Raw genomic sequence first — 14,279 nt, 5'->3', positions numbered from 1 at the left:
CATTGCACCTTGCGCAAATGGAATGTAAGCGCTGCGCGCTTTGTCATTAGACATTTGCACTATAATACCAATCCGCATAAAAATTAAATCAACTTTATCCATTCTCGACTACACATCTTCGTCACTCGATCCGGTATTGAAATAAAGTGATCCCATGCCTTTGAAACTTCATCTACAATTTCTTCATACCCCGAAAACACTCTATTGGATAAACAATGTTGTCGTATCCAGCTCCATACTTGTTCTATTGGATTTAGCTCTGGTGAATAAGGAGGAAGCTTTATTAGCGTGAGGTTGTTAAATTCTGCCGCAGTATCATATGTGTGCCAGCCTGCACCATCGGTTATCACAACAGCGTGCCTTCCAACTGGCGTAGCTTGTGATATCTGACTCATCGCTTCTTTGTTTACGAATGGACTTACTAACGCTTCTGTTTGACCTGTGGCAGGGCAAACTGCACCAAATAAATACCCATACTCAAACTGCTGTTGTTTTATAACCCGTGGTCGAGTGCCTGTTTCAGTCCAAATGCGCGTAGTTGGATTTTGCTGACCAAACCGTGCTTCATCCTGAAACCATACGTCGATACGTTCAAGAGGAAGGTGTCCCGGTGTGTGAAGGATCGTTTCCAGTTGGAAGTTTTTTAAAAGCTTCTTGGCTTTGTAATGATTGTTTTGGGTGTTTCGAGCGATTTGTGAGCCAACTAAAGCCAAGCTGCTTTAGTATTTTATAGACATGATTTAAGTGATAATGAACACCAAATTCAGTCGAACAATGTCTTCGCCGGTAAGACGCCCGCCTTGACGTTCTATGCTCGTGCGCAGAGCTGTTTGTAATGGGGGAGAGTCTATATATGGCATTAGGCAACACCTAGCTACCATATCAGCTATTTTGTACAGTGTAACGGATATGTCTGCATATTAAGTCTTCATTATTGAAGTTATTGATAGCTGTAAATAATGAATCACCCTTGGGGCATAAGAATTTAATTCTTATTATGATAGATTTAAGTGGCTTACTTTTAATCATGACTCAGTGCTGTTTTTTGCAATAGATTTATAGGGGATGATCACTAAAGTGAAGCAACTTAGTTTACTTTTTAGCTTGTTTTTGGCTTAAATTGATAATTAAGTGAATGTTATAGATCTAAAAGTTGCAATGCTACTACTATTTAATTTATTCTAAATATGAATATATTCATAAATTTTCAAGTGTATTCCGTGTAATTGTTGAGTTCCTTATATCTTGCAAACTGTGTACCCAAGTACTAACTTTATTAATAATGCTTATCCAAAAAATGCTCTAACTAGGTAGCATAGTTAATTGTTTGGGGTTCTCGGTTTTGTTGAGATCTCTTATGTAAAGGAGTAGATTAAATGAGTTACGAAAAAATGAATGATAAGCAAATTCCAGTTCACTTATTGAAACATATATTTGGTGGTGGTGGTGGAAGTGGGGATGGGATCGAGCCTCCTAAAAATAAGCAATGCGGTGCTGTACTTGGCTGACTTTGGTAACTAGTAACAATAGAAAAGGGAGCTTTTGAGATGAGTACTATTTTAATTAATATTGGGTGGACCTTGATCGCTATAAAGGTCTGCTTACTACTTATTTTGTTTGTATTTACAAAGGATACTGTCAAGTCACTGTTTGTGGCTAAGCCGATAAATGATAAACATGTCCAATTTGAACACTCTTTATTTATGTATGTATTTACATCTGTAGTGTTTCAGCTTGTTGGACGTTTTATATCTGATGAAATAGTAGCTGCAGAACTAGGTGTTCAAGCAAAACGGCAAATTTATTATATCTTTTTCTGTATTCATGAAGGGTTGTTTATGGTTGCTGTTATCCAATGGCATAACTATAAGCGTTGTGAATTTGCAAGAATTACAACATATGGCTTTTATATTTGTGCTATGACTGTTGTGCTGAACTTGTGCCGATACGTAGATCGGGTTGTGTTTGACACAGATATACTTAGAGGTGTTTATGGTCAGGTGGTAGCGCTAACGAACATATTTTTATGTGTACTAATGGCTTATTACCCTTTTTACCGTTTAACATTGCTTTTTACTAAGAAATCTAGCGGCAATAATAAAGTACATGATTAGCTAATATAAAAAGTTTGATATAGGGTATTTACAAGATCAGATAGCCTCTCATTACGTTTTTAGTGTAAAAAATGAGCGGGGTTCACCGAAGTGAACCAGCTCATTGGGCTAGTAACTTAATTGGAATTGTTTTCTATCTAGGAAGCGTTACCTGCGTTTTGTACTTCAACCTCTTGTCCGGTTGTAAGTCGCTCCGCTCCTCTAACAGCAATAGTATCGCCTTCGGCTAATGAACCTTCACTGATTGCGGTTACAATCACATATTCCCCTTGTCCTTTACCGACTTCTACTGGAATTTTTTCAGCTTTATTATTTTTGTTTATTCTTACTATATGCACGCCTTGCTTACGTAAGATTAAGGCATCTCTGTTGACTAATAACTGTGGTTCAGAGCTATTTAATGGTACTTTTACATCTACCAGTTGGCCTGCTGCCCATTTAGTTTGTCTCTCTGTTGGCAAAGTCGCGCGTACTTCGAAAGATTGAGAGCGGGGATCTGTTGTAGGTATAACTGCAGTGATTGTCGTATCCGTCTTAGTCAAGACATCTAAATCTCCAGTATGAATAGCAAGTATCATTCCTTTTTTTACATAGTTTAGGTACTTAACAGGTACATATAGTCTGGCTTCAAGGTTGTTTATATCAATTAGGCTTAGTAGCTCATCAGCTCGATTAACGTCTCTGCCAGATTTGCGATATCGCTCACTAATAACGCCTGCAAATGGTGCTTTCAGGGTAGCCCTATTGATCTTATCTGCAATGACACTTATCTCAATTTTAGCAAGCTCTATATCTGATGCAGCAAGATCATGCTGTTGTTGAACACGGTCTACTTGGCTTGCAGCTGCGCTACTTGTTTTAGCAAGTTGAGTTAAGCGCCTTAGCTCTTGCTTTTGAAATTGTAAGTTAATCTGAGCTCTATTTAGCATTTCTTTTTGTCTAGCATATTCAAGTTCTAGAGGGAGTGTATCTATTCGTGCTAGTACGTCGCCCTTTTGCACATTAGAGCCAGGTTCTGCAACAAATGTAAGTAACCCACCAACACCTGCTGTAAGTTTAACGTCTTGTTTCCCATAGAGTGTTCCATGGATAGTTAAAGAACTTGTAAGAGGGGCTTTTGATATAGCCTCTACTTCTACAGGTGACTTCGCGTTAGCTGTTGCGCTTAAAGCCGTGCCGACACAGAATATTATTGCTCCAAGGCTTAGTTTATAAAAGTGATGCTGTGTTTTAAATGACATGATGAACTCTCTATTGATTGGCGACCAAGTTGAGCGGAGATTGCTTTAAGTCTATTTTGTTGTTTACTTTAGGTGGTGTTTTTCGCCCCAGCTGTAATAAGCTTGGCATGAGTACAAGAGTGAAAATTGCACTTACAGTCATACCGCCAACAATTACTGTTGCGAGCCCTCTGTATATTTCAGAGCCAACTCCCGGCATTAGCATAAGAGGTAGCATGCCAAATAGGCTGGTTAAAGTACTCAAATAAACAGGGCGCGCTCTTATAAGTACGGCTTGATTGACAGCGAGCTCTCTGGTAAGCCCTTGGCGTTCTGAAGTTCTTGTTTGGTCAACAAGCAGTATTGCATTATTTACAACCAGACCTAACAAAATAATAAAACCGATCATCGTTAATAAGTCTAACGATTGGAAAGTAAAGAGGTTTAATATATATAAAGCGAGCACACCTCCGGCTAATGCAAGTGGCATTACTAGGAGCACTAACAAGCTATCTTTAGCGGATTTAAATAAAGCGGTCATAAGTAAGAATAAAATAAACAATGCAAGTGCAAAGTTCGTAGTCATTTCTTCGATTGCAGAGTCCATTTTTTGTGCGTTGCCAGCTAAAATAGCACTGGTGTTGGCTGGTAGAGATGCTCTTACTTTTGGCATTACTTGAGTCATGAGTAAGGTTTGTGCTTCTTGTAAGCTCATACTTTCAGGTGGCGTCACAACCACTGATACGGTACGTTTACCGTTAACACGGCGTAACTGTGTTGGACCAACCGTACGCTCAACCGTTGCTAGCTCTCCTAATGTTTGTATACCTGCACTTGGCGTTACTACGGGGAGCGCTTTTAACTGTTCAGGCGTATTCCAAGGGGTCGAACGTAATATAACATTCATTCGTTCATTGCCATTGAAGTATTCGTTGACAAAAAGTCCGCCAGTAAATGCTTGTACTGCTTGAGCAACATCATTGCGCGTAAGCCCAGCTTGCGTAATACGTCTATCATCTGGGTTTAAACGCAACTCTGGCTCTGCCATGTCAAGTCGTGGTTGAGGTTGAGCGGTGGCTTCAGGAAGAGTAGCTTTAACTTCTGCCAAAGCAAGCTTTGCTCCAGCGATTAAGTCATCCATATCAGGGCCTGTTAGGTCAATATTAATAGCTCGCCCATCTCCACCATTAGATACTTGGATCATTGAGCCTCTAAATAAAAATACTTGTGTATCAGGTAAGTCATGAAAGATTTCTTCACGAGCTACTTTCATAAGCTCTTCGACTCTTTGTGGATCATCCGAGTAGATGAAGCCGCCTGCGTTGGCACCGAAAACATAAAAGTTAAAATCTTTTACCTTTGGCATTTTTTCACCTTGGTAATATGGCATAACTCTTTGTTTTACACGTTTAGCTATTTCTTCCTCCATAAAGCTAATATTGCCACCTGGAGGTGTATTTAAGCTATAAAAGAAACCGTCTGTTGGTGCTCTTGGCATAAAGTCAGTTTTAGGCAACAGAGTTAATGTGATCATGATTGAACTACCGAGTAATGCTGTAACCCAAGCAATTTGCTTCTTGCGGCTATTAGTGAGTGTCATAATAAAGCTCGTGAGCTTTATCCAGTAGCTTTGGTAAGGGTCTATAGTCTGCTGCTTCTCTGGTAAGTATTTATTAGCAATGGGGATTATGGTCAGAGCACATACTAGTGATGCGATCACAGCGATTGAAAGCGTAAGTGCTAAGTCTGAAAATAATTGTCCTTCGATGCCTGCCATAAACATAATAGGTAGGAAAATTGCGACGCTTGTAGCTGTGGAGGCAAATAAAGCCCCAGCAACTTGCGTAGCACCTTTAAGTGCGGCTTTGGAATTTTCCAATCCATCACTTTTTAGTCGAGCAATATTTTCTTGTACTATAATAGCTGCATCTAACACCAAGCCGACGGCGAATGCTAATCCAGCCAGAGATACAACATTTAGACTTCTATCAAACAAGTTGAGAGCAAAAAATGCAACCATTAAAGATATAGGAATGGTTGCTGCAATGACTAAAGTTGCTCTCATCCCTCGAAAGAAAAGCCATAAAATACCGCAGGCCATCAAGACTCCTAAACCGAGGTTACTTTTAACAAGTTGTAATGCATTGCGAATATGCACTGATGCATCGTAGCTAAGTTCAATAGCAAGCCCTGTATCTTTTAAAATACCGTTGTTAAGTTCTTTAATCGCTTGGTTTATACCATCTAAAACGGCGACAGTGTTTGAATCATTACTACGTGAAATTGTAATGTAATAAGCTGGTTTTCCATTTCTTAGCGTCATTGCTCGACGGTCTGTGACTGTATCCGCAACGGTGGCTATATCACCCAAATAAATAGGTCGTTCGCCCGAATAACCTACCCGCATTTGAGTTAAGCTGCTCACATCATATTTACCTGTAAAGCGCACTGTATATTGACGTCTTCCAACATCGGCAATACCACCAGAAACATCATTGGATGAAGAGATAGTGCGACGAATTTGACCAAGGCTAATACCATAAGATGCCGCTTTATGCGGGTCAAAAGTAACGCGTAGCTCCCTTTGCCGTTGACTGTTTAAGTTAACTCGAGAAACACCAGGAATGCGTGCTAAGCGAGGTTCAATAAAGTCTTCAATTTGTTTTTGATAAACAGCCATATCAAAGTTATCTTCTTCATAACTCAGTGGCATAACAAGTAGGCTTGCTGCTGTTGGCCCCCCTGAACCTGGACCGCCTCCACCCCCTGCTACCACAATCGGATCTGTCGCATCAAGTGGTAGTGGAGGGGCTTGGTTGAGGCTAGTAAGTACATCAAGCATCGCTTGTTGCATGTCTGAGCCAACAGCAAAGGTGAGCGTGATAGAGCCTCCACCTTGATTTATTTGAGTATTAACTTCTAGAGCACCGGGTGTGTTTTTAACTGCATTCTCTAAAGGCTCAATGATCATTGACTCAATTTCTTCTGGTGCGGCTTGACGCCACCCTGAAAATATTGAGATCTGTGGCTGTTCAATATCTGGAGTTAATTGGATAGGTAATTTAAATATGCTGATGACACCAAATAGTATGATCAGAACTAATAAAACTAATACACTCGCAGGGTTCTTGAGCGAACTTCGTGTTAAATTCATGACAACTTCCGAATTTTATCTCAACACACTCAGTATCAAGTAAAACGAAATGATACGCTAGGCCAAATTTTTATACCATATTGGAAGATAGCGACAAATAGCCTTATTTTTCCGGCAAGTTACGGCTCAGTAATAATTTGTAACGAATTTGAATAATTTGACATAAATTTTGATACATATTTTACAGCTTTTTGCATCTTTACTAGTTTGCCATACTGTGATTATTTAGTGGCAGTGTTAAATATGCAGTTAAATAAGAGTTCAACTGCATGTTAAGGTTTAGATATCAGTAGCTTCAAACATCGGGTAGCCAGGCGGTTTAAATCGGTTGACGTTATTTAAAAAACGGCTGTCTTTTACTGGTAGAGTGGCTGAACCATAATTATATTGATTGAGCTTATCGCGCAGCGCTTGGTTATTTAATCCATCACCAGACATTTCATACCAGCTGATTATATTTGGTGTTACGAAGCGGTGATAGTCGTTCTCGGCGACTTCTTGATATTTTGCAAATCTAAGCGCGTGAGTTAGTATTCCATCCTTGTGATAAACAATCTTGAGGTGGCCATTTTCAAAAGGTAATTCACGGGCGGGCTTTGTATACAAATCGCCATGGGCACTGAAGCTACCGTGAGTAACAATGCCATCAATCGTCCAAATAGCTGCGTATTCCCAGTCATGGCGATGCCCCCCTCCAAAATATGGAAATATTTGATCTTTTTTAAAGTACAGGGCGTAAAAATGTGCACAATACTGACCATCTTCAGTGTCTTTGCAGGCATATCTATGAACCGTATTTGAAGTATTTAAAAATTGGCTATCTCTGCAGTTTCCACCTAATGACCCTGATGTTTTTAGCCCTGAGTTTTGCTGTCCCGCCCTGCTAATCCCTGCACTAGGTAAACAGCCATCGCCGTCAAAATCAAATATGGGCTCAGTGCCATTAATGATATAGCTAGGTGGGAGCGCGCGCTCTAGCGCGACAAAATCATTGGCCAACACATTGCTGCTAGTACACAGCATAAATAGAGATGTAAATGTAGCGTATGAACTTGAATAGTTTTTGTTTGTCATAATGGTAAATCTTAAAATAGAAAGGTAATTAAACTGAACTACCAATATGACATGAACGTGAATTAAATGTTAAAATTTTCTTTTGATTTGTTTGTGAAATCTTGTTCTACAATTTTTAATGCGGCAAGTACTTCCTCAGCAGGTAAATCGCTTTGCTCTAATAACATTATAAGGTCAACAGCTAGTTTAACATGCTTAGGAGCTTGTTCTAATGTTTTGTTCATTGTTGTGAGTTTCTCTTTTTGGCAACTTGAGCCATTGCAAACTCAATCGCGATATCAACTTGCTCTTCCATTTTCATACGCTCAAGCTGCGGTAAATAAAAGGCCATATCTACATCATTGCGAATATAGCGCGCTGGTAATTGGTTGAGTACCGTGCAGCAAAAGTCTGCCATGGTGTCATCATTGTATTTTTTATCTAAGCCATGTTCTAGAATTTTTTCGAGCACGATTTTTTCATAATAATTATGTATGTCGTCATGTAATCTCATAGTGTTTACTCACCGATTTAGATGCATTTAATACTATAACATAATAGCTGGGTTATTGAGCAGAGCAACAAAAATCTGCTTATGTACATCAACGAGTTGGGTTAAGTTGCCGTTTATAACCTCCCATCTGAGCAGGGAAATGTATATCAATATTATTGACAAAAACTAAGCAAACTATTGGCACACTTAAAAACGCCTGATCTATCCTTATTAAATTATTAAAGATATTGGTACCAGCGTTGTAAAAAATAAAGCTATGCTGATGTACTTATTTTATCAACAATAAAAACAGGCAAGCGATGTTCCGTTAGCGATTTTGTTGTTTTTCAACTTGCTGTATTTTAGCTTCGGTTGCTGAGATGGCTTTTCTGCAACGGCCAAGACGGGCATGTAGCGCTAAAATTTGTTGATTTATTGCTGAGGCTTCTTCTTTATTTGCTTTATCAAGCTTAGTACGTCGCAACTCAACCATTTCTAACAGGCGTCTTTCAAACTCATAGTTTTGAGATAGCTCTTGATAAAGCTCATGTGAGCTTTGCATTATTTTTTGCACTGCTTTTTTATAGACTTTATTTTTTTTACTAAAGCGGGCTTTATTTTCTTTTGCCCAAACGGGGGTCGATTTGAGTACTCTTATAATTGCTTCTACCTGTGTTGCTACACGTTGTATGGCAAAACCATATGCGTGACGCTTTTCAATTGGAGGCAGGTGCTTGATCTGTGCCTTGATTTCCTCAACGTAATCGCTGAGTATTAAACTTTTGGTCGCAAATACAGTTCGATCAAAAAGGCTTGGTTGTGCTTGAATATAGCGGTTTTTGTCAAACCATTTTGCGTTATCGAATGATTTCGCTTGCTCTGCAAGGCGTACTATTTGTTGATTGAGTCTATCAAGGGGTGAACTCATGCAAGATACGCTTCTATAATGAGCTTGCCAGCTAAAATAATAACAATGGTATTGAATAATGGTTTGATTAGTTTACTACCAAATTTAATTGCAGAATGAGCACCTAGCCATGCTCCAAACATCAAGAATACACCCATAGAGAAACCAAGTAAAAAGTTGACATGGCCTAGTGCAACAAAGGTAATTAGAGAAATAAAATTTGATACAAAATTCATTGAACGTGCAAGGCCACAATTGATTAATAGGCTCATTTTATAAAGCATACTGTTTGATGCAGTCCAAAAAGTCCCAGCGCCAGGACCTGCCATACCGTCGAAAAAGCCAAGCGTTAAACCTTGTATCCATTGTTTGACTCGTAGGGCTTTATTGACCAGTGGTAAGGTATGCTCCTCTGTTGTACTGAGCTTACCAAACAGGCTATAACACGCCACAAATATAATAATGACTGGAAGTAGTTTGTTTAAAAGGTCCACACTTAAATGGTCGACTAATAACGTGCCTAAAATTGCTCCAAGTGCTGTGGCAAATATGGATGCAGCCCAAAATCGGGGATTGAATAATTGCTTTCTATAATAGGTAATACTTGCTGTGATAGAGCCAAAGCTAGCTGCAAGTTTATTTGTGCCTAATGTTACATGAGGTGGCAATCCAGCCGTTAATAAAGCGGGAACTGTTAACATTCCACCGCCTCCAGCAACGGCATCAATAAAGCCAGCAGCAAGAGCTACTAGGCATAGTAACCCCCATGTCATTGGATCGAGCGCAAGTTCAAACATTTAATAGTCTATTTGTCTTTTAAAAGGTGGCAGTGTATCAAGCATGGCTTTGCCGTAACGTTTAGTTACTAATCGTCGGTCTAATATTGTTATACGGCCATGATCTGATTCTTTGCGCAGCAGTCTACCACAGCTTTGTACTAATTTCTTGGCTGCATCAGGCACAGTAATTGATAAAAATGGGTTGCCACCTTTACTTTGTACAAACTCTGCTTGCGCTTCTTCAATTGGCGAGGTGGGAACCGCAAAAGGAATTTTTGTAATAATAAGGTTTTCAAGATATTTGCCAGGAAGGTCAAGCCCTTCGGAGAGGCTTTGAGTGCCAAATAAAATACTGCCTTTGCCTGTATCAATATTCTTTTTGTGCTGTGTAAGTAAGCTATCTCTAGATTGCTCGCCTTGTACTAATATTTGTAGTTTACTTTTACGCAGTTGCTTAACAACATGGTCCATTTGCCAATATGACGCAAATAAAACTAAATTTGCTTGGTCAGTTTGCAAGTATTTTGGCAGTGCTTTGGCTACAAAGTCGCTAAAGCCTTTATCTGTGGGATCTGTGTCAGTAACAGGCAGGTGCAATGTGGCTTGAGCTGGATAATCAAAAGGCGAACTTGCTTTGATAAACTTAACACCCGGCTCGTTGTTTAAACCACTTTCTTTTGCAAAGTGATCGAAGGTACCTAGTGCGCTTAAGGTAGCAGAGCAAAGTACTGCACCAGCACATTCTTGCCACAATTTATCTTTGAGGTAATAACCGACTTCTATCGGGCAGTCACATAATAAATGATCATGGTGGTGTTTATATTCAAGGCGCTTTATCCATCGTGCGTGCGGTGTATGTTCGCCTTTACTCGCATAGCTGTACCAAAGCTTGTTAAGCTGCTCTAGTCGATTAATATATAAACCACTTTCGGCCAGCAAAGGGTCGGCTAAAAACGCTTTAACATCGCCATCACTGACATCAACCGTCAGTGCATCGTGCATTTTATTTAAAGCGCGTAACACGTCCAAGGTCGCATCACTGATATCCTTGGCTTTTACGGTTAGTGACTCAGGCACTAAACCATGCTCAAAACGAAAAGTATCATCTTGGTTAAAATTAAAGTCAGCGGCATCAAGAATATCCCTAACTGCTTTTAAATCCTTACTGGCATCATTAGCGGCATCATTGAGCTTAAAATTTTGTCCAACAGCCTTTTGGGATACAATAGTAGCAGCCATTTTGCCACTAAATTTAAGTAACTTGTCTAACCAGTCTATTGTGCCTTTGATGGTTGCTGCTGCAGACGAAAAATCCCGAGTTATATGAGGTAGGTGATGCGCTTCATCAATAACATAAAATGTTTCATCTGGTTCAGGAAGAATTTTTCCACCGCCAAGCTCTAAATCAGCAAGCAACAAAGCATGATTAATGACTAATACATCCATTTGTGACATTTTTTGTCTTGCTAGGTGGAATGGACATAAATGATGTGACTTCATTTGCCGTTGGCAGGCATGTTTATCACACGCAATTAAATTCCATACTTTGTCAGGAATAGTGTCGGCCCAGCTGTCTCTATCACCTTGCCAGCGTTTTGCTTGATAGGCGCTGTGTAAATCTCTTAAACATTTTTGCTCCATATCTGATAGAGGTGAAGAGAGTGTTGGTATCATGGACGTTTGCATTGTTTCTTCATCTAGTGCTGCATTGAGTTTGTGCACGCAAACGTATCGTTGACGCCCTTTGACGAGATCAAATTTAAAGTTGAATCCACAGTGCTCACTAAAAAAAGGTAACTCTTTATTTATCAATTGCTCTTGCAGCGCAACTGTGGCGGTTGAGATAACCAGCTTCTTTTTTTTCGCCAAAGCGGTCGGCAGGGCACTTAAGCAGTAAGCTAAAGATTTACCGGTACCTGTACCCGCTTCAATTACACAAATGCGTTGTGTTTTGTGATATTCCCCCGTTAGGGTTTTAGCGATTTCCGCGACCAGATAGTTTTGACTGCTGCGATGGCGGTATCCATCTAGCTGCTCTGCAATGTTTTGATGGGTGTTCCTGATTGTCTTTTTGAGAGCGTCTGAGAGCATTAGCATCGCCTAACTTAGTGTTATATGTATATAATTACAGTGTTGATGGGGTATTTTAGATGGGGAATCGGTTTGGCACAAGCAATGCTTGAAGGCTTTATATTATCGCGCCAGCAAACTCATAACCAAGGGAAGTTTGAGTTGTGCTACTGGCTTAAAACTGAACAAGGTGCTGTAAAGGCGATTGTTGAGGGCGAGCAGCCGGTATTTTTTATACGAGAAAGTGAACGGTCTACTGCTCAAATGAGGCTTCATAAGGCGAGCATTAAAATACGTTTTAGCGATATTCCTTTGAAACACTTCGATCAGGAAAGCATGGTAGCTTGTTATAGCGACAGCGTGCGTACTTTTCATCAAGCAAAGCAAGTATTAAATTCTCACGTACGATTGTATGAAGAAGACATTCGTCATTGCGATCGATTTTTGATGGAACGTTTTATTCGTGGTTCCGCTTGGGTTAAAGGGCAAGTTGTGAAACGTGATGGATATACGTTACTAAGAGGGGCTCAATTTAAAGCTAATAACCACTATAGGCCTGTCTTTAGTGTGCTTTCTTTAGATATAGAGTGTGATGGTGACGGTGTACTCTTTTCTATTGGGCTTGTTAGTGACAGCCAAAAGTGCGTGATTATGATAGGCGATCCAATAATTAATGACATTCAGACGTTCGCTAATTCCAATTACATTGTGTGGGTAAATGATGAGCATACCTTGTTGCAAGCTTTAATGGAGAAAGTGAAGCTCTTCGACCCCGACATAATCATTGGCTGGAACGTGATTGAGTTTGATTTTGTGGTGCTTGCTGAGCGAGCGCAAATGCTAGGTGTTGAACTTTTATTAGGCAAAGACGAGCAACCAATCAGTATTTATAAAGGCAACTATGTACGTGTGTTAGTTCCTGGTCGTGTTGTAATCGATGGTATAGATACACTCAAAAATGCGACTTATCATTTTGACAGTTTTCGCTTATCAAATGTAGCCGAAAAGGTATTGGGTGAGAGAAAGTTGATTGAGCAAGATGACCGACTAGAAGAAATTATACGGCAATTTCATGAAGATAAATTGAGTTTGGCTGCTTATAATTTGAAAGATTGTGAGTTGGTACTCGCTATTTTTTATAAGCTTAACTTGATAGGTTTTGCAATTGCGCGTAGTGCACTTACTGGGCTTGAATTGGAGAGAATGGGCGGCTCTGTTGCTGCATTCACAAATTTGTATTTGCCATTTTTACACCGCAGTGGATATGTGGCTCCAAATCTAGCAGAGCATGGCCTCAACTTTGAAAGTCCCGGTGGCTATGTAATGGAGTCAAAACCTGGGCTATACAAAAATGTGGTTGTGTTAGACTTTAAAAGTTTATACCCCTCAATAATACGCACTTTTTTGGTTGATCCAATGGGATTAGTGGAGGGGCTACTGAACCCAGAAGAGGCAATTAAAGGCTTTAATCAAGGCTGTTTTTCACGCACAGCTCATTACCTTCCAAATATCGTTGCTCAGCTTGCAGGTGCTCGTCAACAAGCTAAACAAGACGAAGACCCTATGTTATCGCAAGCTATTAAAATTATCATGAACAGTTTATATGGTGTACTTGGCTCAAAAGGGTGCAGATTCTATGACCCAAGGTTGGCAAGTTCTATAACACTGCGAGGTCACGAAATAATGCAAACAACAAAGCGTGTGATAGAAAACCACGGGTTTGAGGTCATTTATGGTGATACCGACTCTACTTTTGTGAAACTTCCTCAAACTTGGTCTTTAGAAAAGTGTAAAGCTACAGCTTGTAATTTAGTACAAGAAATAGATGCTTTTTGGCGTCAGTATTGTGAGAGTAATTTTCAATCGATTAGCTATCTAGAAATTGAATTTGAAACGCTTTATCACACATTTTTTTATGCCAACGATAAGAGGTCAGGTTACAGGCTCTAAGAAGCGTTACGTCGGTGAGACATATGTTAATAAAGAGGCTGGCCTCGTATTTAAAGGTATGGAAAGTGTACGCAGTGATTGGACTGAAATAGCAAAAAAGTATCAGAAAGAGATTGTGAAAGCCCTTTTTGACGGGAAAGATTTATTGCGTATAACAAAAGGGTACATAGAGGCGGTGCGATCAGGTGAAGTGGATGAGTCGTTGCTATATTCGAAACGGTTAGGTAAGAGTGTAGAGCAGTATGTAAAAAAATATACCACCTCATGTTAAAGCGGCAAAAGAACAAATGAAAATTGATAAAAACTGCCGCTATCGCAAAGGCAGTATTATTAAGTATTACATGACCAAATTAGGTCCAAGGGTAAAGCGGGGAAAGGAGGAGCTAGACTATGAACATTATATAGAGAAGCAAATTTATCCAATTCTAATGATGATGCCAGATTATAAAAACGTTCTTTTTCAGTTAACAGCTCAAAAGAAGTTTTCTTTTTAATATCATTGAACTGTTAGCATTTTGTGTTCTTTTTCTTGTACCTTC

The 14,279-nt window shown here is 39.7% G+C and carries 12 protein-coding genes and 1 pseudogene; 4 read left to right on the top strand and 9 right to left on the bottom strand.

Annotated elements, in window-relative coordinates; genetic code table 11:
• Positions 1–83 precede the first annotated feature (83 nt).
• Positions 84–815 (bottom strand): annotated as a pseudogene (locus SANK73390_RS09935) (IS630 family transposase); the annotation flags it as partial.
• Positions 816–1,376: 561 nt separating this feature from the next.
• Between SANK73390_RS09935 and SANK73390_RS09930 the strand changes: the two are divergent.
• Both SANK73390_RS09930 and SANK73390_RS09925 read left to right on the top strand, forming a co-directional pair.
• Positions 1,377–1,508 carry a hypothetical protein gene (locus SANK73390_RS09930; RefSeq protein ID WP_462765878.1) on the top strand — a complete coding sequence of 44 codons (132 nt, stop codon included), beginning with the start codon at positions 1,377–1,379 and terminating at the stop codon, positions 1,506–1,508.
• 39 nt (positions 1,509–1,547) lie between these two features.
• Positions 1,548–2,114 (top strand): hypothetical protein, encoded by a 567-nt coding sequence (locus tag SANK73390_RS09925; protein ID WP_462765876.1) that lies wholly within the window; start codon positions 1,548–1,550, stop codon positions 2,112–2,114.
• A gap of 137 nt (positions 2,115–2,251) precedes the next feature.
• Here SANK73390_RS09925 and SANK73390_RS09920 read toward each other — a convergent pair whose 3' ends face one another.
• From SANK73390_RS09920 to dinG, 8 genes are all read right to left on the bottom strand, one after another.
• Positions 2,252–3,355 (bottom strand): efflux RND transporter periplasmic adaptor subunit, encoded by a 1,104-nt coding sequence (locus tag SANK73390_RS09920; protein WP_462765874.1) that lies wholly within the window; start codon positions 3,353–3,355, stop codon positions 2,252–2,254.
• A gap of 10 nt (positions 3,356–3,365) precedes the next feature.
• The gene (locus SANK73390_RS09915) at positions 3,366–6,488 is read right to left on the bottom strand and encodes an efflux RND transporter permease subunit (protein WP_462765872.1); all 3,123 of its coding nucleotides are present in this window, start codon (positions 6,486–6,488) and stop codon (positions 3,366–3,368) included.
• A 279-nt stretch (positions 6,489–6,767) separates the two neighbouring features.
• Positions 6,768–7,562: an NPP1 family protein gene (locus SANK73390_RS09910; protein ID WP_462765870.1), complete on the bottom strand. Its 795-nt coding sequence runs from the start codon at positions 7,560–7,562 to the stop codon at positions 6,768–6,770.
• 62 nt (positions 7,563–7,624) lie between these two features.
• Entirely contained in the window at positions 7,625–7,786 is a 162-nt protein-coding gene (locus tag SANK73390_RS09905; RefSeq protein WP_462765868.1) for a DUF2496 domain-containing protein, read from the bottom strand.
• Entirely contained in the window at positions 7,783–8,055 is a 273-nt protein-coding gene (locus SANK73390_RS09900) for a late competence development ComFB family protein (RefSeq protein ID WP_261595375.1), read from the bottom strand. The genes SANK73390_RS09905 and SANK73390_RS09900 overlap by 4 nt, the downstream gene beginning before the upstream one ends.
• A 307-nt stretch (positions 8,056–8,362) precedes the next feature.
• Positions 8,363–8,962 carry a primosomal replication protein gene (locus SANK73390_RS09895; protein ID WP_261595374.1) on the bottom strand — a complete coding sequence of 200 codons (600 nt, stop codon included), beginning with the start codon at positions 8,960–8,962 and terminating at the stop codon, positions 8,363–8,365.
• A complete protein-coding gene (locus SANK73390_RS09890; RefSeq protein WP_462765865.1) occupies positions 8,959–9,738 on the bottom strand; it encodes a TSUP family transporter in 780 nt (259 codons plus the stop codon). Before SANK73390_RS09890 ends, SANK73390_RS09895 begins: the two co-directional genes overlap by 4 nt.
• A complete protein-coding gene (gene dinG, locus SANK73390_RS09885; RefSeq protein ID WP_462765863.1) occupies positions 9,739–11,811 on the bottom strand; it encodes an ATP-dependent DNA helicase DinG in 2,073 nt (690 codons plus the stop codon).
• Between the two features lie 24 nt (positions 11,812–11,835).
• Between dinG and SANK73390_RS09880 the strand changes: the two genes are divergently transcribed.
• Positions 11,836–13,740 carry a DNA polymerase II gene (locus SANK73390_RS09880; RefSeq protein ID WP_462765861.1) on the top strand — a complete coding sequence of 635 codons (1,905 nt, stop codon included), beginning with the start codon at positions 11,836–11,838 and terminating at the stop codon, positions 13,738–13,740.
• A complete protein-coding gene (locus SANK73390_RS09875) occupies positions 13,706–14,011 on the top strand; it encodes a DNA polymerase domain-containing protein (RefSeq protein ID WP_462765859.1) in 306 nt (101 codons plus the stop codon). Before SANK73390_RS09880 ends, SANK73390_RS09875 begins: the two co-directional genes overlap by 35 nt.
• The last annotated feature ends 268 nt before the right edge of the window (positions 14,012–14,279 follow it).

It is taken from the genome of Pseudoalteromonas sp. SANK 73390, assembly GCF_054966645.1.
The sequence above is the reverse complement of the archived record's forward strand: the minus strand, read 5'-3'. Positions and strand labels throughout refer to the sequence as shown.

Coding starts and splice junctions, on each gene's coding strand:
- SANK73390_RS09930 (WP_462765878.1), top strand. CDS start 1,377: ATGAGTTACGAAAAAATGAATGATAAGCAAATTCCAGTTCACTTATTG.
- SANK73390_RS09925 (WP_462765876.1), top strand. CDS start 1,548: ATGAGTACTATTTTAATTAATATTGGGTGGACCTTGATCGCTATAAAG.
- SANK73390_RS09920 (WP_462765874.1), bottom strand. CDS start 3,355: ATGTCATTTAAAACACAGCATCACTTTTATAAACTAAGCCTTGGAGCA.
- SANK73390_RS09915 (WP_462765872.1), bottom strand. CDS start 6,488: ATGAATTTAACACGAAGTTCGCTCAAGAACCCTGCGAGTGTATTAGTT.
- SANK73390_RS09910 (WP_462765870.1), bottom strand. CDS start 7,562: ATGACAAACAAAAACTATTCAAGTTCATACGCTACATTTACATCTCTA.
- SANK73390_RS09905 (WP_462765868.1), bottom strand. CDS start 7,786: ATGAACAAAACATTAGAACAAGCTCCTAAGCATGTTAAACTAGCTGTT.
- SANK73390_RS09900 (WP_261595375.1), bottom strand. CDS start 8,055: ATGAGATTACATGACGACATACATAATTATTATGAAAAAATCGTGCTC.
- SANK73390_RS09895 (WP_261595374.1), bottom strand. CDS start 8,962: ATGAGTTCACCCCTTGATAGACTCAATCAACAAATAGTACGCCTTGCA.
- SANK73390_RS09890 (WP_462765865.1), bottom strand. CDS start 9,738: ATGTTTGAACTTGCGCTCGATCCAATGACATGGGGGTTACTATGCCTA.
- dinG (WP_462765863.1), bottom strand. CDS start 11,811: ATGCTCTCAGACGCTCTCAAAAAGACAATCAGGAACACCCATCAAAAC.
- SANK73390_RS09880 (WP_462765861.1), top strand. CDS start 11,836: ATGTATATAATTACAGTGTTGATGGGGTATTTTAGATGGGGAATCGGT.
- SANK73390_RS09875 (WP_462765859.1), top strand. CDS start 13,706: ATGCCAACGATAAGAGGTCAGGTTACAGGCTCTAAGAAGCGTTACGTC.